This is a genomic window from candidate division KSB1 bacterium, from assembly GCA_034505495.1.
GTDB lineage: Bacteria > Zhuqueibacterota > Zhuqueibacteria > Residuimicrobiales > Krinioviventaceae > Fontimicrobium_A.
Map to the genome: position 1 here is coordinate 1 of JAPDQV010000025.1, position 26,393 is coordinate 26,393.

The 26,393-nt window shown below is 54.6% G+C and carries 23 protein-coding genes; 5 read left to right on the forward strand and 18 right to left on the reverse strand.

Annotated elements, in window-relative coordinates:
* From ONB24_10305 to ONB24_10360, 12 genes are all read right to left on the reverse strand, one after another.
* Positions 1–1,111, reverse strand: a 1,111-nt coding sequence (locus ONB24_10305; protein MDZ7316504.1) for an aldehyde dehydrogenase, incomplete at its 3' end; no start/stop codon positions are given.
* An 8-nt stretch (positions 1,112–1,119) separates the two neighbouring features.
* Positions 1,120–1,779 (reverse strand): phosphate propanoyltransferase, encoded by a 660-nt coding sequence (locus ONB24_10310; protein ID MDZ7316505.1) that lies wholly within the window; start codon positions 1,777–1,779, stop codon positions 1,120–1,122.
* A gap of 127 nt (positions 1,780–1,906) precedes the next feature.
* The gene (locus ONB24_10315) at positions 1,907–2,458 is read right to left on the reverse strand and encodes a BMC domain-containing protein (protein ID MDZ7316506.1); all 552 of its coding nucleotides are present in this window, start codon (positions 2,456–2,458) and stop codon (positions 1,907–1,909) included.
* The gene (locus ONB24_10320) at positions 2,459–3,772 is read right to left on the reverse strand and encodes a 4Fe-4S dicluster domain-containing protein (protein ID MDZ7316507.1); all 1,314 of its coding nucleotides are present in this window, start codon (positions 3,770–3,772) and stop codon (positions 2,459–2,461) included.
* A 32-nt stretch (positions 3,773–3,804) separates the two neighbouring features.
* Positions 3,805–4,137 carry a hypothetical protein gene (locus ONB24_10325; GenBank protein MDZ7316508.1) on the reverse strand — a complete coding sequence of 111 codons (333 nt, stop codon included), beginning with the start codon at positions 4,135–4,137 and terminating at the stop codon, positions 3,805–3,807.
* A complete protein-coding gene (locus ONB24_10330) occupies positions 4,134–4,409 on the reverse strand; it encodes a EutN/CcmL family microcompartment protein (protein MDZ7316509.1) in 276 nt (91 codons plus the stop codon). Before ONB24_10330 ends, ONB24_10325 begins: the two co-directional genes overlap by 4 nt.
* Positions 4,406–4,678, reverse strand: a complete 273-nt coding sequence (locus ONB24_10335; GenBank protein MDZ7316510.1) for a EutN/CcmL family microcompartment protein — start codon at positions 4,676–4,678, stop codon at positions 4,406–4,408. The genes ONB24_10330 and ONB24_10335 overlap by 4 nt, the downstream gene beginning before the upstream one ends.
* A 1-nt stretch (position 4,679) precedes the next feature.
* Positions 4,680–4,979 (reverse strand): EutN/CcmL family microcompartment protein, encoded by a 300-nt coding sequence (locus ONB24_10340; GenBank protein MDZ7316511.1) that lies wholly within the window; start codon positions 4,977–4,979, stop codon positions 4,680–4,682.
* 194 nt (positions 4,980–5,173) lie between these two features.
* Entirely contained in the window at positions 5,174–6,214 is a 1,041-nt protein-coding gene (locus ONB24_10345; protein MDZ7316512.1) for a glycosyltransferase family 9 protein, read from the reverse strand.
* Between the two features lie 259 nt (positions 6,215–6,473).
* A complete protein-coding gene (locus ONB24_10350) occupies positions 6,474–7,100 on the reverse strand; it encodes a LemA family protein (protein MDZ7316513.1) in 627 nt (208 codons plus the stop codon).
* Between the two features lie 10 nt (positions 7,101–7,110).
* Positions 7,111–7,848, reverse strand: a complete 738-nt coding sequence (locus ONB24_10355; GenBank protein MDZ7316514.1) for a nucleotidyltransferase domain-containing protein — start codon at positions 7,846–7,848, stop codon at positions 7,111–7,113.
* A 27-nt stretch (positions 7,849–7,875) separates the two neighbouring features.
* On the reverse strand, positions 7,876–8,655 hold the full coding sequence (locus ONB24_10360; GenBank protein ID MDZ7316515.1) for a TPM domain-containing protein: 780 nt from the start codon (positions 8,653–8,655) through the stop codon (positions 7,876–7,878).
* Between the two features lie 378 nt (positions 8,656–9,033).
* On the opposite strand from ONB24_10360, the gene ONB24_10365 reads away from it, so the two are divergent.
* Positions 9,034–9,576 carry a GNAT family N-acetyltransferase gene (locus tag ONB24_10365; GenBank protein MDZ7316516.1) on the forward strand — a complete coding sequence of 181 codons (543 nt, stop codon included), beginning with the start codon at positions 9,034–9,036 and terminating at the stop codon, positions 9,574–9,576.
* A 411-nt stretch (positions 9,577–9,987) separates the two neighbouring features.
* Here the strand turns inward: ONB24_10365 and ONB24_10370 are convergent, their stop codons facing one another.
* Entirely contained in the window at positions 9,988–11,412 is a 1,425-nt protein-coding gene (locus ONB24_10370; GenBank protein ID MDZ7316517.1) for an MATE family efflux transporter, read from the reverse strand.
* A gap of 63 nt (positions 11,413–11,475) precedes the next feature.
* Here ONB24_10370 and ONB24_10375 point away from each other — a divergent pair, with 63 nt between their 5' ends.
* The 4 genes from ONB24_10375 to ONB24_10390 all read left to right on the forward strand — a co-directional run bounded on the left by ONB24_10375 (position 11,476) and on the right by ONB24_10390 (position 18,115).
* Positions 11,476–12,168, forward strand: a complete 693-nt coding sequence (locus ONB24_10375; GenBank protein MDZ7316518.1) for a cyclase family protein — start codon at positions 11,476–11,478, stop codon at positions 12,166–12,168.
* A 121-nt stretch (positions 12,169–12,289) separates the two neighbouring features.
* Complete coding sequence (locus ONB24_10380; protein ID MDZ7316519.1) at positions 12,290–13,192, forward strand: hypothetical protein; 903 nt, start codon at positions 12,290–12,292, stop codon at positions 13,190–13,192.
* Positions 13,193–13,200: 8 nt separating this feature from the next.
* Entirely contained in the window at positions 13,201–14,058 is an 858-nt protein-coding gene (locus tag ONB24_10385; GenBank protein ID MDZ7316520.1) for a cohesin domain-containing protein, read from the forward strand.
* A gap of 1 nt (position 14,059) precedes the next feature.
* Positions 14,060–18,115: a VWA domain-containing protein gene (locus tag ONB24_10390; GenBank protein MDZ7316521.1), complete on the forward strand. Its 4,056-nt coding sequence runs from the start codon at positions 14,060–14,062 to the stop codon at positions 18,113–18,115.
* A 43-nt stretch (positions 18,116–18,158) separates the two neighbouring features.
* Here ONB24_10390 and ONB24_10395 read toward each other — a convergent pair whose 3' ends face one another.
* The 5 genes from ONB24_10395 to ONB24_10415 form a co-directional block, all read right to left on the reverse strand.
* On the reverse strand, positions 18,159–18,941 hold the full coding sequence (locus ONB24_10395) for a DUF1080 domain-containing protein (protein ID MDZ7316522.1): 783 nt from the start codon (positions 18,939–18,941) through the stop codon (positions 18,159–18,161).
* Between the two features lie 102 nt (positions 18,942–19,043).
* Entirely contained in the window at positions 19,044–20,354 is a 1,311-nt protein-coding gene (locus ONB24_10400; protein ID MDZ7316523.1) for a PQQ-like beta-propeller repeat protein, read from the reverse strand.
* 201 nt (positions 20,355–20,555) lie between these two features.
* A complete protein-coding gene (locus tag ONB24_10405; protein ID MDZ7316524.1) occupies positions 20,556–23,564 on the reverse strand; it encodes an insulinase family protein in 3,009 nt (1,002 codons plus the stop codon).
* 126 nt (positions 23,565–23,690) lie between these two features.
* Positions 23,691–25,535, reverse strand: coding sequence for a T9SS type A sorting domain-containing protein (locus ONB24_10410; GenBank protein MDZ7316525.1), 1,845 nt, complete (start codon positions 25,533–25,535; stop codon positions 23,691–23,693).
* A gap of 75 nt (positions 25,536–25,610) precedes the next feature.
* The coding region (locus ONB24_10415; protein MDZ7316526.1) for a ketose-bisphosphate aldolase at positions 25,611–26,393 on the reverse strand (783 nt) is incomplete at its 5' end.

Here is a 26,393-nt window from a genome sequence, read left to right on the forward strand (position 1 = left end):
TCATTTGTTCTTCCTGCACAAAAAGACTGCCAAAGTCGGTCTCACCGAACAGCAGGCGCACGTCATCAGAGAGTTCGAGTCCCACTGCCCGCGCCAGAACGTTGGCGTTCTTGCCGATGAATTCGCGGTTGACCATCACGTGACCGTCGCGGCGGATAAAAGCCTTGCTCTCCAGGATGCGGATCTGTTCGCTGTTAAGGCGCACCGCGCCAAAGGCTTCCATGGTTTTCATAAACTCGTCGGCCACCTTTTCGACGACGAACACCTCTTTTTCAGCGATGCAGAGGATGTTGTTGTCGAACGAAGCACCGTCGATGATGCGTTTTGCCGCGCGTTTGAGGCAGGCCGTCTCATCGACCAAAACCGGCGGGTTGCCCGGTCCCGCGGCAATGACCTTTTTCCCCGCCTTGAAGGCTGCCTGCACGACCGCCGGACCGCCGGTAGCGCAGATCAACGGTAGAGCAGGATGGTTGAACAAAATCTGCATGCTTTCGATGGTCGGTTCGCGCACCATGGACGCCAAATTGGCCGGGCCGCCCGCCTGAATGATGGTGCGGTTGAAAATCTCCATAGCATAGGCGGAGACTTTTTTTGCGGCCGGATGCACGTTAAAGACCACACCGTTTCCGGCGGCGATCATCATGATGATGCTGTTGAGCATCACCGGTACCGGATGGGTCGAGGGCGTGACAGCGGCAATGACGCCGTAGGGCGCCCAATCTTCGTAAACCAGGCCGTAATCGCCCGTCCAGGCTTTGGCCTCGAGGTCTTCGATGCCCGGGGTCGCATCGGCGGCGTTGTGACATTTGACGATTTTGTCCTCCACGCGGCCCATCCCCGTCTCCTGCTGCTCCATGCGCGCAAAAGTCTCGGCGTTGTCATGCGCCGCCTTGCGGAGCGCCGCGATAACCTTTTGCTTGTCGCGCTTTTTGACGGTCATCCAGACTTTTTGCGCCGCCAAGGTTGCTTCAATGGCCTCGTTTATATCGTCAAAGACGCCGGTTGTGTTGGTCGTCGACGCCGATACCGCTTTGGGTGCGGACGTCGGCTGAACGGCCTGCAGCCGCTGCATGACTTCTTCTACAATGGCGGAAACAAGTTTGTCATCCATAACTGCTCCTAAAAGATCATCTCGCCGAAGGCGTTGTGAGGATCGATGCCTGCGGCGTTGGCTTCGTCGGTATCGATGTGCATCTGCAAAATCAGTCCTTCCTTGATGCGCACGACCACATCATCGAAGGTGAGGGAGGCTGTGCCGTAGGCCTTGACCTTGATCTTGTCACCCTGTTTGAGGCCGAAACGTCGAGCATCTTCGGGGCTCATGTGAATGTGGCGCATGGCGCGGATGGCGCCTTCCGGGAGCCGCAGCACTCCGGCCGGCCCGATGACCACGAACGGAGCGCTGCCTTTGATGTCGCCGGACATGCGGCACGGCAGCTGCATTCCCAAAAAGATGCCGTCGGTATAGGCGAGCTCCAGTTGCGTCGCCTCCCGCACCGGTCCTAAAATACGCACTTGGCCGAATAAGCGGCGGTTGGGTCCCATGACCGCCACGGTCTCTTCGGCGGCAAATTCGCCGGGCTGCGTGAGGTCGCGGAGCTTGGTCAGCTTGGCCCCGGGTCCGAACAAAATCTCCAGATGTTCCTGGCTGATGTGCAGGTGGCGCGCCGAGATGCCGATCGGCACCGTACGCTCTCCGTACGGCGGCAGCATCTCATCAATGACTTGGCGGACGATCTGTTCGACTCGTCCGGCTAAATTTGCGGGTAGTGGTTTCATAGATTTCCGGAATTTCGATTAAAGCGTGCGCTATGTTATATGTTCATGCCCGACTCGACTGTTTCTAACGGAAATCAATCGAGTGCAGGAGCTCGAAAAATCCGATCTCGCCGCAAAGCTGAAAGGCTTAGATGTAATCGCGATACAATCCCGGCGCCGGCGCCGGAATGATTGCCTGATTGACGAGCAGGCCTTTGGAGACGGCCACTTTTGCGCCGGCTTCGACGGCGGCCCGTACGGCCGAAACATCGCCGGTCAGGCTTACGAACGCTTTGCCGCCCAAAGCCATGGCAAGGCGAATTTCCAGAATCTCGACGTTGGCGGCTTTGGCTGCCGTATCGGCCGCCTCCAGCAGCGTACCGACGGAAAAGGTCTCGATGATGCCCAACGAGCGAATCTCGGTCGCCCGCGTGATGCCGGATATGGCGGGCAAAATGTCGCGATGGATACGCGGCACAACCACTGAATCGATGACCGCGCCTTCCGCCAGATCGATTCCAGCCTCAACGCTTGCCGTAACCGCAGCGGTGCTGCCGGAGATGATGATCAAATACTTGCCGGAACAGATGGTGCGCGCCAGCACCAGTTCGACATTAGCCGATTTCAACATCGCGTCGGTTACCTGTAGTCCGGAGGCGATGCTGTTGAGTTCCAAGAGTCCAACGGCTTCGGGGTTCATCTATGCCTCAATGACGATTTCATGGTTTGTGACGGCCGCAATCTTGCCGTCGATGGAAGCGTGGAGATTGGCTCCCAATTTTTCTTCAGGGATGCGGGCAACGAGTTGGCCTCGCCGCACGCGTTCGCCGGGCTGTACGACCGGTTCTGCCGGCACTCCGACATGCTGTTTGAGCGGCAGAACCACCCGCTTCGGCCGCAGCTCCAACGGCTCGAAATGCGCCTCGGCTTCGTACCGGCTGACGCCCAGCCGCTGCATCAACAACTTGACCGGAACGCGCCGCGCCTCCTTAGTGAGATGCGGTTTGACGGACTTAAAGCCGTCCCATTTGCCCTTGCCGACGGCGCGAAGCTCATTCATGCCCTTGACGCACGCTTCGCGGGGATAAAGCATCTCCGGACAGGCGTACAGCGTGCACAGCCCGCATTGACAGCAAAGCAGGGCGTGACGATTCCAGATCTCCTTTCCCAATGCAGTGAAACCCAAGCTGCGCATTACGAGATGCGGCTGAACGTCGTAGCCCAGCAGGTAGCGGGGGCATAGTTCGGTACAGTAGCTGCATTGATCGCAGGCCGAGTGACCGATGCGGTCCATTTCTCGCGGGGTCCGCCGATAGCGTTGGATGAGAGGATGCTCCTCAGGCAGCACGATTAGGCCGCCGGTGGTTTTGGTAATCGGCTGCTCGAGATCCTGCAGCAGCCGTCCCATCATCAGACCGCTCTCCATCACGGCAAAAGGCGTCTGCGTGACGCCTCCGGCGGCCTCAAAAACTTCTTTGACGGGCATGCCGATCGGAAACCAGGCGGTCAGGGGCCGCTTGACCAGACCGGTGACGGTCATGAACTTGTCGGTAACCGGTTTCCCTTCGGCGGCCTGCGCGATTTGGTAGAGGGTCTCGACATTATTGACCACGCAGCCCACATCGAGAGGCAAACCCTGCGGCGGAATCAGGCGGCCGGTACACGTGTACACCAGTTCGTATTCGTCGCCGGCCGGATAATAGTCTTCGAACAGGACAATCTGCACATGACCATCGGCCGTCTGCTTCAGCGCTTCTATGGCCGCGGTGTTCTTTTTCTTAACGCCGATGGCCGTCTTGGCGGCGCCGGTCTGGGCGGCAGCCAGCTGCAGTCCCTTGAGAATCTGCGGCGCAAAATGGGTCATCAGCTCGCGGTCCTTGTGCATGAGCGGCTCGCATTCGGCGCCGTTTGCCAGATACCACTCTACTTTTGCCGCCAGCTTGACGTGCGTCGGAAAGCCCGCTCCGCCGGCGCCGACGACCCCGGCCTTTTTAACCTGCTCGATCAGCGTCATCAAGAATTCATTTCAATAAAATTCGATGCCTTTTACTCTATGATTCGAATGGTAAGACCCTTTTGCGCCGCCGCATCGCGCGCCGCCGGGGTAATGATCGTTTTACGGCTCACCACCAATTCCTTGAGGCCCGCGCGAATCAACTCGATGATGTCGCGTTCGCAATACAGTCGTTTCTCAGAATGAACGGCCGGCGCCGGCTGCGCTTCTTCCGCGCGAAATGTCGAGCAGGTTCTCACCCACTGTGCGGACGACGCCGCTTCTTTTCTGGGAAGAAAGGCGGCAAATTCTGGATCTTTTTCCAGCCGTTCAAGGACCTTCGCCACGATATTTTCCACCAATTGGTAAAGATCACGCTCGGTCATTGCGCCTCCCGCACTTCATCGACAAAACCGACGATAAGCGATCGGATCGGCATGCGGCAGGGAAACTGCAGCAGCTCTTCGGCGGCGCGACCTTCGGATGCCACCAAAACCCGGTCACCGATGCCCGCCCCTACCAAATCAACGGCGACCATTACGCCGCCTTGCGGCTCATCCTGCGGCGTGATAGGCTTGACCAAGAGAATTTTGCGGTTCTGATAGCAGGGATGTTTGATCGTGGAGACCACACTGCCGATGACACGAGCGAGAATCATAGCGGCCTGACGTCCAATTGATCCACTAATCCAACGATGGTCACATCGCTGGGAATGTTTTTGTCCGGAAACGCGCGCACCGCTTCTCCGCCGCTTACCCAAAAAACCAGATCACCCTCACGACAGCCTATAGTATCAGCAGCAACGAACAACTTGCCGGTCGCACGCCCATGCTCGTCCACCACTTCCATGAGGGCCAACTTTACCGCGGAGAGCTGGGCATCTTTGGCTGTTGCCCAGACCTTGCCGGTCACTCTGCCGAGGCGCATTTCATTGACCACCGCTTTTTTGGTAGACGATTTGCCCCCCCAGCTCAATCGCATCGACTATGGCGACAATCGAGGCGTCCGTGGGAACGTTCTGGAGCATCTGGGCCTGGCGCGCCGAGCTGCCGCGCACAACGATGACGATTTCGTTCGCGCCGGCGCCGACGCCGTCCACTGCCACGACATAATTGGAGGTAGGCTTGAGATCCGGATTAACGACGTTGACCAGCATCAGCTTTTGGCCGATCAGCCGGTCGACTTTGGCCGTCGAAACGACGGTCCCTACAACTCGTCCGATTTCCATGCTTTTCCTTTAGCGGCTTGGGGATGCCTTCCCCTGTACGCGAGATAAAAAACGATCAAGCCATCGAAATATACCCCAACAGGCCTAAAGATACAAGCGATTTTTGCAAAACGGTGCAACGGTCGGCAAAGATCCGTCATGATTTTTCTGAAAAGTGCTGACGGCGAACGAAGGCAGTTTTATAGGTTCAGCATTTAAACGCCGGACCGGCTCTTTTTTTCGCTCAACGAGAGTAGGGTTTCAATGACTTTTTGTACTGAAATGGAAATTGGTCCTGAATAACGATCTTTGAGGCCGTCCTCCAATACAATGACATGCTTTCCGATCGGTGCCCAGCGGCCCGGGTGAATGGGCCGCCGCGATGCATAGAGCCCCACTGCACACTTGCCCAATGCGGCGGCAAGGTGTAAAGGGCCGGTGCTGCATGCCAGGAGGGCATCGGCGGCGGCGATGAATCCCATTAAACCCGCCAAATCGAGTTTTCCAGTCATGTCCGTAACATGAGAAAACGGCGCGACCAGAGACGGCCTTACGGCTCTTCCTTCTTCTTCGCTGCCGGTGAGAAAAAGGCGAAATTTGTCCTGCGGCAGCGCGGCGATCAGTTGCGCCCAATTTTCTATGCCCCATTCCTTTGCGCTGCCTCTGGAGGCGGGATGCAGGATCAGATTGAGCCGCCTGCCGTCCATGATGCGGAGGTACTCCGGCGGTGTCTTCACCCCCAGATCGTACAAATCGGCGATCTGCGCCAGGGAAAGGTCGGCGAAAATACCGAAGGGCTGCAGCAAACGAAAATTGAGCTGTGCCTCATGCTGATTCGAGTTGCGTCGGGAAAAGTGAACGAGCTTGTTGCAGGTCAGCCAGTGAAACCAGCGGTGGCTGGTGCCGATGCGGAGCGGAATTCCGGCCTGCTTGGCCGCGGCGGCAATTTCTTTTCGCGGAAAAACATGTACGACGGCGTCAAAACGGCCTTCGGCCAACAGCGCAGCCTGCTGTTCGCGGGAAAGGAGTCGGAGCGCCTCCCAATCCCAAAACTCGTCAACCGAGCGACAAGCGCGAATCAGGGCTTCGGTATAACGCCTGCCCAGAAAGGAGACGCGGCAATCGGGAAAGCGCCGTTTGAGCGCTCCGGCAAGGGGAAGCGTCAAAACCACATCGCCGATGCCGTCGCTGCGGCTGATCAGAATACGTCTCGGCCGATTTATCGGCTTGTAATTTTCAGCTCTTTTGCCCGACATGTACCTCAAAGGATAGCTATTTTAGGGAAAATTACAAAGCATAAAATGGATTACTGCATCCGCCCTAGTCTTTTTATTCGGCCATAACCTTTCTCATGATAAACGTTTAGGCCGGCCGAGGAATTATTCTTTTGATGGTTTCGAGCAGAGATAACCGAGCTGGGCGCAGATGAGCGAATGGCGAATCTTGTTGCGATGCAGAAAAAAAGCCGTCCCGGCGAAGAGTCTTGCCGAGACGGCATGAAAGTCAGATTGGCGATTACTTGCGCGTGCCGAAATCGACGCGCGGGGCCTGCTGGGCTTCCGGCGGCGCTTCAAAGTAGGCGCGCTTTTCAAAATTGAACAGCGCTGCAAGCAGGTTGTTGGGGAAAATGCGGATATGGCGGTTATAGGCCTGCACGGTTTCATTGTAACGCCGCCGTTCGACGGCTATGCGGTTTTCGGTGCCCGCCAGCTCGTCCTGAAGTCGAATAAAGCTCTCGTTGGCCTTGAGTTCGGGATAGCGCTCGACCACCACCATCAAGCGACTGAGGGCAGAGGAAACCTGATTTTGCGCCTGCATGTACTGCTCGAGCAGTTGGGGATTGGCGGCCAATTGTTCCGCATTGAGCTGCACTTTGGTGGCGTTGGCGCGCGCCTGAATCACGGCTTCCAATGTTTCACGCTCAAAATTGGCGTAGCCTTTTACGGTCTCCACCAAATTGGGTATCAAGTCCATGCGGCGCTGCAGAACGTTCTGAACCTGTGCCCACGCTTCATTGACCTGCTCATCCAAAACAACGAACGAATTGTACGCCCGCTTGCCGATGCTGTAAGCGGCAAAGAGCGCGATAACGAGAACAACAAGGGTGACGATGCACCCCATGCCTAATTTGCTGCGCGGCATTGCGGCCTCCTTATTCTAACGTTTTCCATTGATCGACAAATTCGGCCAGATAGTTGATCTGAGCAATCAGATCCTTGGCCAGTGCATGAATCTCTGAGAAAGTGAATTTTCTGCTTTTGCTGCGTAATTGCAGCAGCCGGTCAAAGACTCCTTCATCCAGTTGGTAAAGTTCCGCGGTTTCCTGAAAAATGGCTTTGCTTTCTTTGGGCGGCTCCTCATCGTTCAAAGCCAGGAGAACGCGAAAGAGCGACAAAAAAGTCGGCACCGTCATGGCTAAAAAGACTTCCATGTTTCGGGCGTCATCCCAGGCCGTGAGGACGCCGTTGCGTAGATGCAGCAGTTTGCTCTTGACTTGCTCTTCGCATTTGAGGCGCAGCGCTTCTTTACCAATTTGCAGATCACGTATGAAATCTAGGCCATACAGGTGACGATGCGCCAACTTGATGTTCAGAAATTCGATCGGAAAGCTGTCGAGAGAGGATTCGATATAATCGCGCGTAAGAAAAAGCGGGACCGCCAAACCCCGTTTAGCCCATTTCTTGACCAACGGCGCGGCCTGTTCGAATCTTTCCATAGCTTCTTCGGTCAGAACCACCAGGAAATTGATGTCCGATCGCTCGGCGTCATAGTCGCCGCGTGCCGCGCTGCCGAAAAGATATACCGAAACGATGTCGGAGCCGAAAACGCCCGTCAGATCATCGAGAAACGGCTGCAGAATTTCTTCGGGAGAACGAGGTTTTTTTGCCATAAACTGCCTCTATCAAAATAGTTCTTCCTAATAGCCGCCTCCGGCGCCGCCGCCGCCGCTGAGTCCGCCGCCGAAACCGCCGAAGCCGCCTCCGAAGCCGCCGCCTTTTCCGAAGCCGCCACCAAATCCGCCGTGCGGTCCGAAAATAAACGGGCCGCCGAAGGGAAAGTCGTCGCGATGGCCAGGTCCTCTTTTTTTACGGCTTCTCGAACTAAGAAAGATGAAAAACAGGAGGACCAGAATGAACCAAAGCGGTGGAAGGTCGTCGTTAACCAGCCGAGTGGAAGGTTCCGGCTGGACGTCGCCGCCCAAGTCAATATGGTATTCGGCAGCGACATAGGCGGCAATGCGATTAACCGCCGCATAGAAAGCGCCGCCATAATCACCCTGTGCCAATCTCGGCCGCATTTCCTGCCGAAAAATGTCTCCGACGCGAGCATCATTCAAAAAACCTTCCACCCCGTAACCGGTTTCAATCCACACTTTGCGCTGATCGACGACGTTGAAAATCAGCACGCCGCGGTTTTCGCCCTTGCTGCCGATGCCCCATTTTTCATAGACGCGATTGGCGGCTTCACGATAATCTTGATCGCCAATCGTCGGAAATGTGGCAACGACGATCGCCACGCGTGCTTTGTTCCACACCCGAATGCACAGCTCTTCGATGCGTTGCTCATCGGCAGGCGGAATGACGTCCGCAAAATCGTTGACGGCCCCTTTGGGACTCGGGATTTTCCATTCCGCCGCAGCGAGGAAGCCGGCAAAAATTAATAATAAGGAAATTTTACGCACGCTTTTCACGCGCATGATACACAGTCCCTCAAGAATTATTCGAAAATACGTTTTATCTGCTGCAAAGGCAAGCTTTTTCATTTACAAAAAAGATCAGAAGGAATCTCATAGCTACCCCCTGGATAACATTCGCGGCCTGTTCTCTGCGGCAATAAAGCTCCGAGATATTCTCTGAACTTTGGGCAAAGACGCCTGTTCTGCGGTCTTTTGAAGGGTCTTAATGAGTAAAAAGTCCTGAAAGCAGATTAACGAATCGCACACCATTTCTTCAACCGCCTATTTTTCAGAGAAAAGCTTGCCGAACTGATGTTTCGGGAAAGGATTTGATTGCTTCTGTCAATAATTGTTTTAACTTTATGACAAATGATAGTGACATAACTCGAGCGCTTTACGATGGACGCACAAATTTTTTCGGCAACGATTAAAGAAAGCGATGCCGTTGCGGCGGTCATTTGTGCGGCTTTTCGTCAATTCGCCGAAAAATACCCCGAGCAGACGCGGACATCTCGTGTCTATCCGCTTCTACCATCGTCGGAATGGGTGCGCAAAACGATGAACCACGGCGCCGAATATTTTCTCCTGCGTCAAGAAGAGAGACCGGTCGGCTGTGCAGCATTGATCAAGATCAACGCAGAGATTTTGTTTATGGATCGTCTGTCTGTCCTGCCGGAATTTCGTCGCGAAGGGTTTGGAAGATACCTCGTACGGCATTGTTTGGAGACGGCGCAAAAGCGCGGAGCCAAACGCGTCGAAACGGGCGTACCGGCCGATCTGACTGAGTTGGTAGAGTGGTATCGTTCGCTGGGTTTCCGCTTCAAACAGTTGGCCCGCTTTAACGAATTGCCCTTTACCGTGGCTTTTCTCTATTTTAATCTCAAGGAACTCGAGGCTTTTTTTGCGGAAGAAGAAAATAGGCCGGCGGCCGGTTACGAATAGGCTGCGGACGCTTTCACTTTACGGCGCTTCATGTTGAACAGACCCTTTCCCTTGCCACGAAAAATCCTGACGGCAGTTATCTTGATTTTGGTTCCGATCGGTTTTGCGACCAAATATCCTGCTCTTCCGTATGCCGACTGGCTGCGCTCCAGTGCCGGCGACGTCCTTTATCCGATGTTTTGGTACTTTGTTTTGCTTTGGATTTTTCCAAAGCTCAAACCGCTTTCCGCTGCAGCATGGGTGTTTGCCTTTTCTGCGGCGATCGAAATGACCCAGATTTACAATTGGCCTGTGCTCGTCTTCCTGCGTCGATCGTTTATCGGCAGAACGTTGGTCGGCACAAGTTTTTCGTGGGACGATATGGGCTATTATTTCATCGGTTGCCTGGCCGCGGTTGTTTTTCAGATCGGCCTATACTTTTTTGTGCTTCCATCGGCCGCGGGCGAACCAGAACGCCATTATAGCGCCTTTCAGACAGGTGGTGATGGAGATAGCCCACCAGATGCCGACGCTGCCGAGACCAAAAGTATCCGATAACAGGAATGCCAAGGGTATGCGCGCCCACGTAAGCGGAACGGAAATGAGCATGGGAGGGATCGTGTCGCCCGCGCCGCTGAAAGCGCCTTCGTAAACGATTTCAAAGCCGAGAAAGAGCTCGAAAACCGCCACTATGCGAAGATAGAGGGCTCCCTCTCGGATCACCGCCGGATCGTCGATAAAAAAACGGATTAAGCGGCCGCCGTAAAAAAAGAAAACGACGCTGACGGCAAACATAAAGATTGAAACATAGAATATACCGAGTTTAACGGCTTTGGAAGCGTTTTCCGGCTTGCCTGCGCCGAGATGTTGGCCGACGAGCGTTGCAGCTGCCGTGGAAAAACCAACCGCCACATAATAACAGATGCCCTCGATACGATGTCCGACACCGATTGCCGCCAAGGCATGAGCGCCGTAGCCGCTGATGAGGCGAGTCAGCGTCATATAGCTCAGGCTGAAGAGAAGGCTGCTGAGTGTAATCGGAGCGCCGACAACAGTAACTCGGCGCATAAGCGACCAATTGAGTCGCTGCAGATCCTTGATCCTCAAATGAATCGCTTTGCGTTGCAGAAAAATCAGTGACAATACAAGCGCAACGACATGTGCCAAGACAGTCGCCAAAGCCGCGCCTTGGACTTCCAGTCGCGGAAAAGGCCCGATCCCGAAAATGAGAAGATAATCCAAGAGGCCGTTCAGTACCAAAGAACCGGCGATGATAATGAGCGGCGTAGTTGTGTCGCCCATGCTGCGGAAAGCTGCATCCAAAGTGTAGGACTCGAAAAGAAAGAACAGGCCGAAAAACATCGTCGATAGGTACGACAAAGATGCTTCAGCCGCTTTGCCTTCTAGTCCCATGAAAGCGAGCATCGGTTTTTCCGCTGCCAGACAAAGGGCCGACGTGATCAATGAGACAAAGCCCGCAAGAATGAGGGACTGAGCAAAAGCAAGTTCTGCAGTATCGGAATCTTTGGCACCGATGGCCCGCGAAGCGACGGCTACCAAACCTTCGCTGATCACCAAAGAAATAGATTGCACAGCCCAAATGACAAAACCGCCGGCGCTGACGCCGGCAAATGCTTCGGCGCCCAATCGGCCGACAAACCAGGCGTCAACGAGGCCGAATAACATAATTAACAGCATCGAACCTATGGCAGGAACGGCGAGCTGAAAAATTGCCCGAGGGAGCGGCAGACTGGTGACATCAACTGAAGCGCCGGTGGTTAGGAGCGCCGCCCCTTCCGGCTCAGGATGCCAATCGGGCAAAAGATCGGTCATGCGTTTTTTGTCTTTGCTTTCCATAGGCTCGCTAAATGATTGAGGAAATGTAGGAATTTCTTGGCCTAATCCCTAAAAGAAAACTGTATGGTGTGGATCGATTTGTCGCACCCTATTCATCCGTACATGTGCCGATGGCCCGGTGATCCGTGGACTCAGACGGAGCCTTGGGCTGATCTGCAAACCGACGGCTATTTCCTCCAGGCGTGGCGATTCGGTGAGCACAGCGGTACGCATCTTGGAGCTCCGAAGCACTACTTACGGGGAGGAGCCGACTGCGCCTCCATTCCCGTGCATCATTTGGTCCCATCAGGCCTACGGCTGGATGTTCGTGAAAGAGTGGGCGGCAATGCCGACTATTTGGTTACACCCAAAGATGCGACAGAGATCTCTGAGCGGTTGCGCAGCCTCTCCGGTCCGGCGGTGGTTTTGGTCTGTACGGGATGGGATCGGTTTTGGTCTTCTCCCTCAAAATACTTGGGTGAAAGAAACGGAGAGCTGCATTTCCCCGGCATCGCTTTGGACACCATTGAGTATCTGGCGCAACACTCATGTGTCGTGGGTGTCGGCATTGATACGGCCGGTATTGACGGCGGACGGAATGCAGACTTTACCGCCGGCAGACGCTGCGCCGAATTAGGGTGGTATCATATTGAAAATATGACCGGTTTGAGCAGAATTCCGCCGCAATGTCGTCTGTTTATCGGATTATTGTCTTTGGTCGGCGGCTCCGGTTCACCCTGTCGAGTGCTGGCACAGGTCGATAAGTCAATGGAATGATAATTGCTTTGAAAATGCAAGAAAATAGCATGAAAATTGGCAAATGACTTGTTATAAAGGATAAAAGATTAGCCCTGCAGGCCGAACACGTCCGCGCAGCCTATAGGGAGAATGTCCTACAATGATACAACATTTTAGAGGCAAGACAGTTTTTGCAAACCTGGTGCTGGGAGCCTTTCTCCTACAGCTGATCGCTCCCTTGGCTGCGGCTCAGACGCTTCCCCTTTCAACTCCGGTTACGATCGGCTATTTCCCTACTAAAGTGGGACGCTACGGCACACGCATAACTTTTCGTGTGCATGTTACGGATGATGCCGATCTCCGACAGGTCATCTTTGTGATGTTGGACAGCGATAAACCGATCCGCGGCGCCATGACTGCTCTCACGCAGGAGGGGCCGGTACCGGTCGAGGTTCTGACCCTCAAACCCACACCCCTATTTACCCAAGCCAAATTGACCTCGCAATCCAAGAATAGTATAGCCGCCAACGAACTGCTGCAGGTTTCCCAGGTTACAGGTGAATTTTTGCGCGTTGTTTCTCAGGACGGCAAAAAGGGATTTGTTCGTTGGGAGGATGTCCAAGTCGTCTCTTGGGGAACCGCCTATGCGGTCACTCTTCCGGCTTCGATGACCTCGCGTTCGTCGCTTACTTATCGTTTCGAGGTGATCGGAGAGGAACTTTTAGCCGCTACGGAGCCCATCAAAATGCGGTTGCTGACCGATGACGAGATCCAAAAGTTGCTTGCTCAGTACCGTGCCGCGGGCAAGTCCAAACAGACTGCGCAAAAGCAAAAAGTAGGGGAGCCCAAAAAACAAGCGGTGAAAAAGCCGGAAAAGGAAAGCAGGAAAACCCCGGTGGTTGTCAAGGCGGCGCCGGCGAAAAAATCCTCCACCATTCGGATCGGGCCGCTTTGGGGCGGATTGGCTATTGCAGGCGGCTTGGCTTATTACTTTCTGCGCGGCAAACAAAGCAGTCAAGATGAAGACGTGGCGACGCTGAACGTTTTGGTGGATTGGGAATGAGCATAAAAATGAAAAAAAGCGTGACTGCCGAAAGAGTTTTGCTTTTATTGGGAGCTGCAGTCATTTTTCACTTATTGAGCTGCGCCGAGGCTCCGACAATGCCCACCGGTTCCAACGATGCCGCACTTTCCGCATCGCTTCAGCTGTCGCAGAAACATTACTCGGCGGCTGCGCTCGACAGCTTGGTGCTGCGAATTTCTTATACGGACAAGAAGGGCAACCCTGTAACCAAAAAATACAAGCTGACGCTCGACAGCCTTCGCACCGCGGTCAAACTGCAGGTTCCTGCTGAAAAGCAGTTGGAGGTGTCAGTCACCGGCTATCAGGATTCTACGGCCGTGCTTTACGGCAGCAGAACCGTCTTTCCGATCAACAAGGGCAAGTCGGCCGATGTCCGCATCCTTCTCGACTTTTTGGTTCCGACGATCATTTTATCTCCGCCCGATACGACGTTGCAGGCCGAACAAACGGTAACCCTTTTTCTTGCAGCGAGAAACGTGGTCGATTTGGCGACTTTTGGTTGTCTGGTACGCTTTGATCCGACGGTTCTTCAGGTCGTCGAGCTGGGAAGGGAAGACGCCTTTTTGAAAGGCAATCACGGAAATGTCACGCAGCTCGAATTTATGCCGGACAATGTGAGGGGGACGGTTCGCGCGGTCTTCGGCGTGTTTCCGGCAAGTGCGGCAGTCTCCGGCAGTGGAAAACTGGCGCGCATCGTGTTTCGCGCCCTCAAGGCGGACACGACCAATGTGCAGATCCAGGTCGACAATCGTGTGAACTCAGATCTGGGTCTGTTCAATAAAAATGCGGAATTGATGTATTCGGTCGGCCTCGGCAGCCGACTCTTTATTAAAGGCGGGCAGTAAGATGAGCGGCAAAACTTTTTTCAACTTGCGGCTTGGGGGCGGGCTTGTTTTATTCTTGCTGACCGGTTTTGCCTTTGGACAAAGCGGTCAGGTTATTTCCGCCTCTTTCGGGCCGCCTTCGCAGGCAAATACCTGGGAGAAATACGTCATTCCATTAAAGGCTGAGACGTTCGGTGTCTCTGAAACAGAATTTGCTCAGGTCATGCAGTCGGTTCAGAGCTTTCGCATCCGCACTGAAACTGCCGACGGACCGGATGTCGGCGCAGTCGATCAGGTGATCATCGGCAACCGATACATGAGCACATTCGATGCGGGTGCAGAGGGGTGGAATGCAGCCGGCGACGGAACGCTGGAATGGGTGGCAGCCGGAGGTGCAGAGGGCGGTTTTCTGCAGATCAGCGATTGGGCCAGCGGCGACTGGCACTACGCCGTGGCGCCGCTGCTGTGGTCAGGCGATTGGAGCGCTCTCATGGGGCAAAATATCGAGTTCTTTTTTAAAACGGACCGGCCGGACTATGGTTCGATCATCGAAATCTCCAGCGCCAGAGTCAAGCGGCTGATCCTTTCCATTCCTTCGCTCGTTTTGGCTCCAGGAACGCGGATGACCATGACCGTCTCATTGAGCGAACCGACGTCGAGCGGAGTGGCGGTTCGATTGAACTCGCACAATACGGCCTGCGCACAAGTACCGGCGAGCGTAGTCATTGCTGCAGGCCAAAGCAGCGCCGAGTTTCTCGTCGTCATTCCTGAAACGGCTCAGGAGGGCTGCTCTTCGGTCATTACAGCGGAGGCGGAAGGGTATGCCTCTACCCGCCTGACGCTCAAAGTGGGGACGCCGAATGCAAAGGCTTCACTCAAAGGCCGCATTACCGATGCCGTCACCGGCGCGGGAATCCCCAACGCCTTGGTCTCTGTAGCCGGCGTTTCGACATTGACGGATATCGACGGCTATTATGAGTTGACCGGCATTTCGACCGATCAGGTAACCGCCAACTTTACCGCCCAGCCCCGCAGCGGTCCGGCGCCTCTGACGGTGCAGTTTTCCGATTTGAGCGGCACGGTCCAGCAGGCCATTTCCATCAGCGCCGACGGCTATGTCACTTATGAATCGACTGTTTCTTTGTCGCCCGGCGTCGTCACCACACTGAACATCTCTTTGTCGCCTGTGATCACTGACAACGAATATCGTATCGTGCTGAATTGGGGAAAATTTCCGTCAGACCTCGACATCTATTTAATCGTGCCGAAAGACGGTTTTCATGACGCCACCTATGTCTATTACAGCAATCGCGGTTGGTTCAACACGTATCCTTATGCCGTGCTCGACATCGATCGCCGGCAGGGATTCGGTCCCGAAACCATCACCATCCAAAGGCTGATCGCCGGTAAATATGTAATTTTTGTGCATAATTATTCACGCGATGCTGAACTTACTGATTCCGAAGGCATTGTGCAAATTTACGGCCGCAGCGGCCTCCTGCAGTCCGTCAGCGTGCCGAAAACGGGCACGGGACCCTATTGGTACATCGGCGACATCGACGGATTGACCGGCCAAATGACCATCAAAAATGTCATTCAGGAGGAGCAGCCTAGGCCCAATATCATGGGTTTGGCAAAAATGGCGCTTAAAAGCGAGCCGAGAGGGCAGATTACCTCCTGGGCATGGGATTTCGATGATGACGGTGTTGTTGATGCCACCAGCCGTAATCCTCTGTGGACCTATACCAACCCCGGCGTGTACACCGTCAAGCTGACGGTTAGCGACGGCGTCAACAGCTATGTGGAACGCAAACAAAACTACATTACCGTTACCGCCGCGCCGCCTAATGAGCTCAGCGGGCTTCAGGTTTCAATTACCCAAATCGATCCTGCCAACTTTCCTTTGATCAAGTGCCTGGTCTCGGTCGTCGATCAAGATATCAATCAACCGGTCACAGACCTGTACGTCGGCAATTTCGACGTGAGAGAGGAGAACCGACCGACGCAGGATCTGCGCGTGCGCAAACTCGATGCAAGCATCGGAACGCGCGCCGACATTGTCTTTGTTTTTGATGTAACCGGCAGCATGGGGGAAGAGATTTCCGGCCTCAAGGAAAGAGTGGTCGAGTTTGCCGATTCGCTCTCCCGCAGCGGTGTGGATTTTCGTCTCGGTTTGATCACCTTCGGCGACGAAGTTTTGAGCATCAGCGACTTTACCTCCAATCCCCTCGAGTTCAAGAGTTGGGTGGAGGGGCTGATAGCCGACGGCGGCGGCGACGACAAGGAGAACGCCCTCGAAGGCTTGGCGGCTGCCGCACGTCTTTCTTTTCGCCAGGCAACGCAAAAGGTCTTTATCCTTATAACCGATGCGGATTATCACGAAGCAGGTGAAAGCGGCGACGGCACGACGCGCTATACCACCGAATCGATCATTTCCTTGATGCGCGAGGAAGCAGTCCAAGTCAACGTCGTCGGCCCCGATTTAGCACAGTACACCCGCATGGCCGAAGAGACCGGCGGCCAATTCTACAGCATTTACACTTCCTTCACCCAAATTATTCGACGGCTTGGCGGATGGATTACTTCGCAGTATGTCGTTACCTATGTGCCGGAAAACACGGTTGCCGATAATACACTCCGACATGTCAAGGTCGAGGTTACCCAAGGCAACCGCGGCGGTCGGAGCACGGGGGTCTATTTTATCGGTTCGGCCAAGCTTTTGCTCAATCCGCCGACTCTGCTCGGCAAGCTGGGCGATATCTTGACGGTGGATGTGCGTGTCGAAAACGTCAATAACCTGTCGATGGCCAATTATGTTCTCAGTTTCGATAATAACAAGCTGCAGGCGCTCCAAGCAGAAGAGGGTGATTTTTTCACTCAAGGCGGCGCGTTGAGCACCTTTGTGCCGCAAATCAACAACAGTATAGGCCATATCGATATCAGCGCCTCGCGGGTCGTTCTCAACAGCGATATGAGCTCCGGCGTCAGCGGCAGCGGCCTGTTGGCTCGACTGCGCTTCAAGATAATCAATCAGGATTGCGCCGGTCTCATCTCGTTCGTCAGTTACGATTTTCGTCGACCGGATGACAGTAAATTGACCCTTGTTACCGCAGGAACTCAAATTTATTCCGTCGGCACGGTCGGTTCTTCGGCCATTTTATGTGATTTCGACCAAGACCTGGACATCGACACGCGCGATTTTGCCCTTCTTGCGACATTCTGGAAACCGCGCAACACGCCGTTGGGAGACGTCGGCCCCGCCCTGGGTGAGCCGCCCTTTTTCACTCCGCAACCCGACGGGGTTGTTAATCATGAAGATTTATTTGTCTTTACGCGCATGTGGAATTGGTATCACGGCGCGATATCGACCTACGGTGGACTGGCGAAAAACGAGATTCCCGGTTACCGCCTCGAAACGCATCTTGTCAATGACGGATTGCAGAGGGTCACGATCGTTTTGACGAATGTTGCGCCGTTTGCCATGGGACGGGTGATTGTGCAGACGCCGGCAGGAGCAGCTCTGCAGGCGGCCCGAGAAGGCTTGCTGCTGACAGCCGACGGTAGCGCCGCAGCGGTGATGGTCGACAAGATCGGTCTAGACAGTTACGAAATTGCCTTTGCGCGATTGGCGGCGACCGGAAAGCCGGCGCAAGTGAGCGGCAGCGGCAGCTTGTTGACTTTTGATCTTAAAGGCGCCACAGGGGAGGCGTCAGTATCGCTTCTCGAATTGCGCAGCGCGCGCAATCAACCGATCTATATCAAAGCCGAGCTGGAAGAATCAGAACCAGCGCTGCAGGTTCCCAAAACTTGGCTTTTAAGCGGGTACCCCAACCCCTTTAACAGCCGCACAGTTATTGAGGTCGGTTTGCCGATTGCGGGCGAAGTCAAATTGAACGTCGTCAATGTCCTGGGCAGGCCGGTGCGGCAGCTGATCGATCGGCATTTGGAGGCCGGCGTGCACAAGGTCATTTGGGACGGAACGGATGATGACGGGCGCGCTTGCGCCGGAGGGATGTACCTGCTTTTGCTTCAGGCAGGCGGCCAACAGATCACACGTAAAATCGTCTATCTGAAATAAAGATCTGGGGATCCACGGGGCCCCCAGATCTTTAAGCCTTCCTCTATTCCTTCAACAGTTTGATGCGAATGTTCCGAAACTCTACAGGATGACTCTCGGCCTGCAAAGCGATATAGCCTTCACTTAATAGCAGGTTGTCTCCGGTTATCAGCTTTTGGGCATCGGGATCCTGGGGGTCTAGTTGCGGCTGTTCATACTCTAAAACGGTTTCGCCGTTGATGCGGTGAATGATGCGGCCGGCGCCGTGCACTTCGACCTCAGCCGTTACCCATTGATCGCCGTGAAACGTCGGAGAGCTCGAAGTGATGCAGTGCTGCGTCTCCAGCTTTCCGGCAAGGACGATGTTTGTGCCTGGCGTGCAGACGTTGCCGGTTGGACGCTCATCGCGGCCGTTGCCGCCGAGAAGCTGCACCTCGATAGAGACCGGAAACGACTGCTCTTTCGCCATGGTCGAGGGGTCCTGACAGTGGATCATGATGCCGCTGTTGCGGAATGCCCAGTCGGGAGCGCCCGGCGTCTGTTCGCCGAGGAAGCGATACTCAAGGCGCAGGATATAATGTGAAAACTTTTGCTTGTAGAACAGATGGCCGAAACGATTGTCGAACCGCTCATACTGGTCATAGCCCACTTTCAGCACCCCATCCTCAACGCGAAACGTGTTGCCGAAATTCTCACCAAGCTCATAACCGGCAATTTTCGGCGTCCAGCCCGAAAGATCGACGCCGTTGAAAAGACTGATCCAGTCTTCGTTGGTCGGCTTTTGGCTGCAGGCACTAAACAGAACAGCAATGATTAAAAAAACGGAAAAAAAGCTGAAACGGTTCATAGGGTCTCCTTTCAAAAAAATGAGGCGTCTCTTTTATTGACGCCTCGACAAGAATGCCCTTTTAGAATTTTAAGGGGATAGACTGAAACAATTGAGCTTGCCTTATTGTGCGACCTGAACGCATAAAAGCCGGTGAAGGTCGCGAATAAGCAGCTTGCCGTCGGCCAGCGCCGCAGGAGCCCAGTTCTGATCTCCTAAACGGCGGGCCATAGGATCCATGTTTTCATCGATTGTCAGCAATTCCGCAGACGCCAAAGGCTTAAAACCGGCGGGATCCGGCTCAATGAGATAGAGAGTCTTCTGACCGTCGGTGCTGAGCAAAAGGCCGTCGGCCAAGATCATACTGCCTTTGTTGAACAGGGGTTGACGGCCGGTCTTCCACTTGATCTGCCCGTCGATGCCCATGCAGACCAAGCCGTCGCGGCGCTCATTGGTTGTATAATGAGCATAGAAATGATCTTTATAAAAAATCGGCGGTATGGTGTGCGAACCAAAGTCCTGGTTTTTGAACAGCTCCGTAACCCGATAACTGCCGTCCGGCTGCGGATCGACGCGGATAAGGGCGCTGCCGGCTTCATAAGCGCCGGAGATAAGGAGACGATTTTCTCCGGCATCCACGGCAAAGGGGACCGGAATGACGCATTGCCAGTTGTCATATTCCCACAGAATTTTTCCGGTGAGCGGATCGATGCCCGCAACCTTGCCGCCGCCCGCCGATGAGCCTCTGCGGCCGCTCGAAGCTGAGATCGTCACCACCTGATCCTTGCCGCCGATCTTGACAAGAGTCGGGCTGGAATAGCCCGGTGCGCCCAAAGGCGGCGTGCTCCATTTCAGTTTGCCGCTGAGCTTTTCGTAGGCCACAACGCCTGCCTTCGGCGCCTGCGACGCCACGATCACCAGATCTTGATAGATCAGCGGATTTTGCGTAATGGCCCAGGTCGGAATCTGATCGCCGCCGAAATCCTTCCAGATGTTTTTATTCCATACCGGCTTGTGCGTATTGAGGTTAATGCAGTAGAGGTCGCCGTTGTGGCCGCAGGAATAGATATAGTCACCGTCGATGGTCGGCACGCTGCGCGAGCCTGGGAACATTACAGACCCTGGGGCTTTGTAGCCATAGTTCCATAGCTCTTTACCGGTGTTGAGATCGAAACAGCGCATCGTATCGCCGACCTGGTCATCGCGATCGAGCAGGTAAACTTTGCCGTCTTTGACTGCCGGTCCGCCGAAGCCACGGCCGACGGAGACGGTCCACAAAACTTTAGGGCCGGAGCTCGGCCAATTGCGCAGGATCCCCTTTTGCGGCGAGGTACCGTTGCGATTCGGCCCCATAAATTGCGGCCAATCCGATGCGTAAGCTCCCCATAACAAGGCCAAGAGAACAAAAAGTGTTCGGCAAAATCGCTTTCCCATCTTTACATCCCTTTCCATTACGAGTTGATTGATGTTGCAGATGTTTTTGAAATGAGCACTCAAGGGCGTTTGTTTCGGCTTTCTAAAACGCTTTAGGAGAGAAAAAGTTCAAAGTTCGAATAAAAAGTTGCAGCTGCAGAAACCGGAAGGGGAAGCGGGCGCACTGTGACGGATGCCCGCCCCCTTTAACAAGGATCGCTGCTATCGCAATGATTTGCTCAGGCGAAGCAAATTTTGAAAAAGATCACCCGCCCCGGCAAGTTTGTCCTCGTTACCATAGACGCAGTAAACGTTTTTCTTCAGCACTGCGGCAACGAGGTCGGCGCTGCTGCGAATCTCTTTTACATTTGTTGCCAGCATTTGCTCACGCTCGGACTGTACCTGAGCGCGGGTCACGTTCTCCATGCGGCGGCGGAAAGCCAAATCGCCTTTGGCGGCAGGCGTCATGGGACGGTCGACGCGTGCCGTAGCGCCGATGATGAGTCGCGTCATCTCCTTATCGTCGGCGGTAAAATTGCGCAGGAACTGCGGCGCATTATCGAATGCCTGCAGTGTTTCGCGCAGATTGGGGTCCCGGTACGAGGAAAAGACGACTCTGCCGGTAGGCGAGAAGGTGCAAAATCCGCCGTAGGCGCCGCCGACGACGCGGACGGTCTGCTGAAGGTACTCGCGCGATAACAGTTGTTCGACCACCCGCAGACTGCCGTGCCACTCGTAGCCCAGTTTTTTGAAATCGTAGCCTTTGACGACATATTGCACCTTGGAAGGAGCGGCGATACCTTCGTTGCGCGGTGCAAGACTGAACTGCCAGATCGGCTTTTCGCCTGATCGAGTCGGCAGCGCCTCGACGAGCGCCGGCAATTCTGCCTGCAGGATGGAAAGGCCCTCCGCCGCAGAAGTGGCGGAAATGACAAGATGGTCACGGCAAAAGAGCAGGTCGGCTGTTTTGCGCAGCGTCGCAGCGATCTCGTCGGCTCGGCTGTCGAAATCGTCGACGAGCCGAGTGACCCAGCGATAATAGTCATATCCCGAGGTCATCTCATCAAAAAAGCCTTCTCGGCTAAAGTAGGAGGCAAGCCGCAGTCGGGCATAGGTGAGTCCATCGCGACGGATGCTTTCGTCCAGGCGGGACTGATGGCGCGCCAAGACGGTACGCAGCCGCTCGCGATCATCGAATCGGGTCGTGCGCACGATTTCACTCATCAGCGCAATCAGCTTGTCTGCTTTTGAATGCGTTGCTTTACCGGCAACCATCAGGAACGGCAGCAGATTTTCATCGCGGCGCTCGCCAAGGTAGCTCGTCAGATCGACGCTGAACCCGCCGGTGTGCAGATAGAGCGCCTTGTCCAGTTCGCCGAAAGAGTAATGCTCGGTGTTTAGATTGCCCAGCGCCTCGGCAAGCAGGGCTGCGTAGGGGAGCAGTTCCTGCGGCAGGACGCGCAAATCAAAGAACAGCCGCAGATAGATCACGCCGTTGGTGAAATCCTCATAATGATAAAGCGCTCTACCGGCAAGAAAATGTTCGCTCACTTCGTACCAGGGCGCCTCTTTCTGAATGTCGGATAACTCGAGCACCGGTATAGTCGCCAGGGCTTCCGGCGAATCTTCGCGCTGCTGATAATCCAGGAGGTCCTTGGTGCGTGAGATCAGTTCGTCGATCTGCTGATCGTTCAATGAGGCCTTGAATTGCCGCAGCTCTTCTTCGACGGCGCGATTGAGCTGCTGCTCGCGGTCGGGCTGCGGCGCCAAGGCCATCAGCAGGCAGTGGGGGTTATGGAGCAACCACCTACGTATCCTACTTTCGAGCAAAGGTGAGGTCAGCGCCTCCTTAAGCTGCGCCAGAGGTTTTTCGTATTCGAGACCACAAAAAGGATCGTCGGCATAGGCCCAGGTCGGCAGCAGCTTAAAGTTGAGGGTAAGCCCTTTTTGCGCATCGTTCTCTTCACGCAGACGGAACTCCAGGCGATTGATCGCCCCCTCTAATGCTTCCTTATCCAGGCCTTTTTCCACCACCTGCTGCAGTACGCCCATTACGATGTCATGAAATCGGGTAAGGTCTTCGAGAGCCGCGTCCTGAGCGATGATCTGAAAGACATTTTGTCGCAGGACGTCGAGTTGGGCGTAAACCTCGCGGCCGATGCCGGCCTGCTGCAGAGCAACTCGGATGGGCGCCGCTTCCTGTTCGATCAAGACCTCCTGCAGAACCTCCAGAGTCATGACGTCGAGCGGATCGCCGCCGGAGCCGCAAACCCAGCTAAGACTGAGATAGCTTTGCCGAGACGGATCGGCGCCTTGTGTCGCCGAATAGTAAGCAATCTTGACTTTCTTTTCTGAAAACGGGCGTTGCACAGGGATGTCGATGCGCTTCTGTCCTTTGCGGTTGAAACGGGAAAGGTATTTTTCGTCAATGAACTTGAGCTCGCGCTGCAGATCTGCGTCACCGTAGAGAAGAATCAGGCTGTTGCTCGGATGATAATAGGTGCGATGAAAGTCGAGAAAGGCTTCATTGGTTAGAGTAGGGATGGCGCTCGGATAACCGCCTGAGGAAAAGCGGTACGGCGTATCGGGGAAAAGCTCCTTGTAAGCCTGATATTCGAGTTCGCGCGAGGGATTGGAGAACGCCCCCTTCATCTCATTATAAACAACGCCGCGGTAAACAACCTCGGCGTTGCGATCGGTTAATTCATGGTGCCATCCTTCCTGCATCAGGATTCGCGGTTCCTGGTAGATCAAGGGAAAAAACACCGCATCGAGATAGACGTGCATCAGATTGAAATAGTCCTTTTCATTCATCGAGGCGACAGGATAGATCGTAAAGTCGTTGCCGGTCATGGCATTCAAAAAGGTGTTGAGTGAGCCTTTGGCGAGCACATCGAACGGACTTTTGACCGGAAAGTTTTGGGAGCCGTTGAGCACCGCATGTTCGAGGATGTGCGGCGTACCGGCGTCCGAATTGGGGAGCGTTTTAAAGGCAATACTAAAAGTCTTGTTGGCATCGGCGGCAGCTATTTTTATCAAATGGGCGCCGCTGCGGACATGCTCAAAGTATAAGCACTCGGCATTCACCTCCGGCACATAGCGCGTTTCCAGCAGGCGAAAACCATGCAGCACATCGCCCGGTATTAGCGAAGAACGCGCAGATGCGACAAAGGCCGTCAGCACGATCATGGCCGCGCCCATAAAAAGCTTGCTCATCAGCCATTCCTCCATGTACCGTTTTCCTTTCGTAATTCTTTAATCAGCTCTACGATTTTTCCGATCGAATCCGAGTCGGGTCCGATCGGAGCTTCAACTTGTTGTGATTGTTCTACTCCATTCCGTGCGATGCATTCGGTTTTATCGAATAAGCAGACATTTGCGCGTCAGCACCCGGTCCTCCGTTTTAAGACGAACGAAAAAGACGCCGGAAGCGGCCTCGGCCGCGTCCCAACGAAAGACGTGACGGCCTGGAGCAAAGGCAAGGTCCGCCAATCGGGTTACCAACCTGCCGGTCGAATCTATAATTTCCAGTTGTACCCGTTTTTCTTCGGGTAGGAAAAAGGTAATAAAAGTCTCCGAATTGAATGGGTTGGGAAAAGCAGGAAGGAGGTCAAAACCATTTCGTTCCACCTTTTTCCGGATTTCGGTCGAGGGTTCGCACAGGTTATCCAAAAGCGCCTGATATTTCGGAGCCGATTGGCGGTACGGCGGGAATTGGTCGAATTGGCTTTCCAGTGCGCCCCAACTGCCGTATTTGCCGCTCTTAGGGCCGATAAAGGAAAAATTCATCAGCAGAGCCGTTTTGCCCGGCAGCACAAAGGTGCGCAGCGAGTCGAACCATTCGCAGTAGAGATCGTACATGCCGGGGTGGGTTTGGGCTTCCGTCAGGGCCGAATTGTACGGCTGATCCGAGCCGAACGGATTGGGTGTCAGGTGTTGACCGCCCTCGTAATAGATCATCGGCAGGTTCAGTTTTTTGGCGATGGAATTAAATTGGTCTTTAGTCCATTTGTAGGAATCCGAAAGCATACCCTCGCGCGCCCAAAACAGGACGTCCTCCGCCGTTGCGGCAGCCCCCAATTTCTCCAGCGCCGCATAACCGCGCTCTGAAAATCCAAAGTAAGCCGCGGGAGAAAAGGCGTCAAAACTGCCGGGACGCATGTTAAAGACGATGCGGTTACTGACGTCCTGCCAAGCGTGCTGCACGCCGACGACGCGCACCAGCCGATCGAGCTGACCGGCAAACTCGTCGCTCCACCAATCCAACGCCCGCTGAATGAACGGAACGATGCGTTCCGGCCAGGGACGTGTCTGGTCGCCCGCAATGTTCACGTACTGGGTCTGCGCAAACATCCAGTTCCAAATTTCGTTCGAATATTCGACATAAATTTTCACATCGGGACGCAGGCGGTCGCGGAACAGTCGCGCCATATTGCGGACATATTCTTCATCGGCAAGGTGCGGCACGCAGACCCAGGCGTCGGCGCCCTTTAGATTGCAAAGCTCGATCATCCACTCGTAGGGAACGCCGCGAAGAGTATAAGTGTAATCATCGATCTGCGGCCGTTCGTTCCAATACCGGAGCGTCGAATTATTGGTATAACCCCAATCCATAAAGCGCAGAACTTTGAACGGCTCCAGCTTTTCCAGCCATTCGGAACACCAAGGGTTTTGCTCATAAGTAGATTCTGTACCCGGAAGCAATACCCGAATGTTGCGAACGTGATTGCCGCGCTGCGACTCGAGGATTTCCAGAGAAAAGATATTGTCTTTGCGCTTGAGGTCGAACTCGATCCTTCCTGGGGCCTGCCTGTACAACTTGGCATCGAAACCGACGTTTACTTTGCCGATGCCGTCGTAAAGCACGACATAACGGCCTTCCTTCAATGAAAACGTGTTGGCCCATACAGTCCGCACGACCTGCGTCGTCTCGGTTCCGGCAACACGGAAAGGCAACTCAAGGGGATAGCCGTTTTTGTCGAGCGGTATACGATCCAGAACGCCCGTATCCCATGGATTCTTGCCGCCGTTCACCCAGGCGGAGTTGAAGGTAATCCATTGTCGGCTGTATTTCATGATGTTGACGAACGGCCACTCGCTGCCCCAATCGGAGGGGCCGGCAAGGTTGGTGCCGATGCGCAGAACGCATTCGGATGAAAACAAGTTGACACTGAACAAAAGTATCGGCAAGACGAATTTCATGCGTCGATCTCCTTGAACAATGCATACAAAATATTGTCAAAAGATGCCGGCAAAAGGCAGCCAATAAAAAATACGCTATGCGCAGCCGACGCTGCCGAAAAGAGTCATTTGTTCCGCTACGATCTCGGCCGCCGCTTTTTGAATCGACTGCATCAGCAGCGGAAAGTCGTGATAGCGGCCGCTGCTCTGCGCCATAAAGTCGGCCGCCGCTTTGAGCGCCGCCTGAGACATTGCGGTATAGATGTTGATCTTGCGGATGCCGCAGCGAACGGCGCGGCGAAAATCGTCTTCCGAGATGCCTGAGCCGCCGTGCAGCACCAGGGGGATGCCGCACTTTTCGGAAATCCGCTGCAACCGCTCGAAATCGAGGCGCGGCTCGCCTTTGTATTTGCCGTGGGCGTTGCCGATTGCCACCGCGAGCGCATCGACGCCGGTTCGTTCGACAAATTGTTGCGCCTGATCGGGATCGGTGAAAAAGGAGGGATCAGCCTGGCTTTCCAGGCCGCCGCCCTCGTCACCGCCTACGGCGCCGAGTTCTGCTTCAACCGAAATGCCGAGCGGTCGACAAAGCTCGATAACCCTGCGCGTCTGTGCCAGATTTTCCGCAAAAGGCAACTTGGATCCGTCGAACATGACCGAGGTAAAACCGTTGCGGATCGCCTGCAGAAAGCTTGTGCTGCTCATCCCGTGGTCGAGATGGAGAGCAACCGGCACCTTGAGTCGCGCTGCCTTATCGCGAATCAGCGTGCAGATGTCGTAAAGAGGTACATAAGGAAAATGCACTTCGGCGATGCTCAAAATGACCGGCGAACGCAGCGTCTCCGCCGTTTCAAGAATGGCTTCTAAAAACTCCAGATT

Bases quoted from the DNA above. Each gene is read 5' to 3' on its own strand.
- ONB24_10310 (MDZ7316505.1), bottom strand. From the start codon at position 1,779: ATGAAACCACTACCCGCAAATTTAGCCGGACGAGTCGAACAGATCGTC.
- ONB24_10315 (MDZ7316506.1), bottom strand. From the start codon at position 2,458: ATGAACCCCGAAGCCGTTGGACTCTTGGAACTCAACAGCATCGCCTCC.
- ONB24_10320 (MDZ7316507.1), bottom strand. From the start codon at position 3,772: ATGACGCTGATCGAGCAGGTTAAAAAGGCCGGGGTCGTCGGCGCCGGC.
- ONB24_10325 (MDZ7316508.1), bottom strand. From the start codon at position 4,137: ATGACCGAGCGTGATCTTTACCAATTGGTGGAAAATATCGTGGCGAAG.
- ONB24_10330 (MDZ7316509.1), bottom strand. From the start codon at position 4,409: ATGATTCTCGCTCGTGTCATCGGCAGTGTGGTCTCCACGATCAAACAT.
- ONB24_10335 (MDZ7316510.1), bottom strand. From the start codon at position 4,678: ATGCGCCTCGGCAGAGTGACCGGCAAGGTCTGGGCAACAGCCAAAGAT.
- ONB24_10340 (MDZ7316511.1), bottom strand. From the start codon at position 4,979: ATGGAAATCGGACGAGTTGTAGGGACCGTCGTTTCGACGGCCAAAGTC.
- ONB24_10345 (MDZ7316512.1), bottom strand. From the start codon at position 6,214: ATGTCGGGCAAAAGAGCTGAAAATTACAAGCCGATAAATCGGCCGAGA.
- ONB24_10350 (MDZ7316513.1), bottom strand. From the start codon at position 7,100: ATGCCGCGCAGCAAATTAGGCATGGGGTGCATCGTCACCCTTGTTGTT.
- ONB24_10355 (MDZ7316514.1), bottom strand. From the start codon at position 7,848: ATGGCAAAAAAACCTCGTTCTCCCGAAGAAATTCTGCAGCCGTTTCTC.
- ONB24_10360 (MDZ7316515.1), bottom strand. From the start codon at position 8,655: ATGCGCGTGAAAAGCGTGCGTAAAATTTCCTTATTATTAATTTTTGCC.
- ONB24_10365 (MDZ7316516.1), top strand. From the start codon at position 9,034: ATGGACGCACAAATTTTTTCGGCAACGATTAAAGAAAGCGATGCCGTT.
- ONB24_10370 (MDZ7316517.1), bottom strand. From the start codon at position 11,412: ATGGAAAGCAAAGACAAAAAACGCATGACCGATCTTTTGCCCGATTGG.
- ONB24_10375 (MDZ7316518.1), top strand. From the start codon at position 11,476: ATGGTGTGGATCGATTTGTCGCACCCTATTCATCCGTACATGTGCCGA.
- ONB24_10380 (MDZ7316519.1), top strand. From the start codon at position 12,290: ATGATACAACATTTTAGAGGCAAGACAGTTTTTGCAAACCTGGTGCTG.
- ONB24_10385 (MDZ7316520.1), top strand. From the start codon at position 13,201: ATGAAAAAAAGCGTGACTGCCGAAAGAGTTTTGCTTTTATTGGGAGCT.
- ONB24_10390 (MDZ7316521.1), top strand. From the start codon at position 14,060: ATGAGCGGCAAAACTTTTTTCAACTTGCGGCTTGGGGGCGGGCTTGTT.
- ONB24_10395 (MDZ7316522.1), bottom strand. From the start codon at position 18,941: ATGAACCGTTTCAGCTTTTTTTCCGTTTTTTTAATCATTGCTGTTCTG.
- ONB24_10400 (MDZ7316523.1), bottom strand. From the start codon at position 20,354: ATGGGAAAGCGATTTTGCCGAACACTTTTTGTTCTCTTGGCCTTGTTA.
- ONB24_10405 (MDZ7316524.1), bottom strand. From the start codon at position 23,564: ATGGAGGAATGGCTGATGAGCAAGCTTTTTATGGGCGCGGCCATGATC.
- ONB24_10410 (MDZ7316525.1), bottom strand. From the start codon at position 25,535: ATGAAATTCGTCTTGCCGATACTTTTGTTCAGTGTCAACTTGTTTTCA.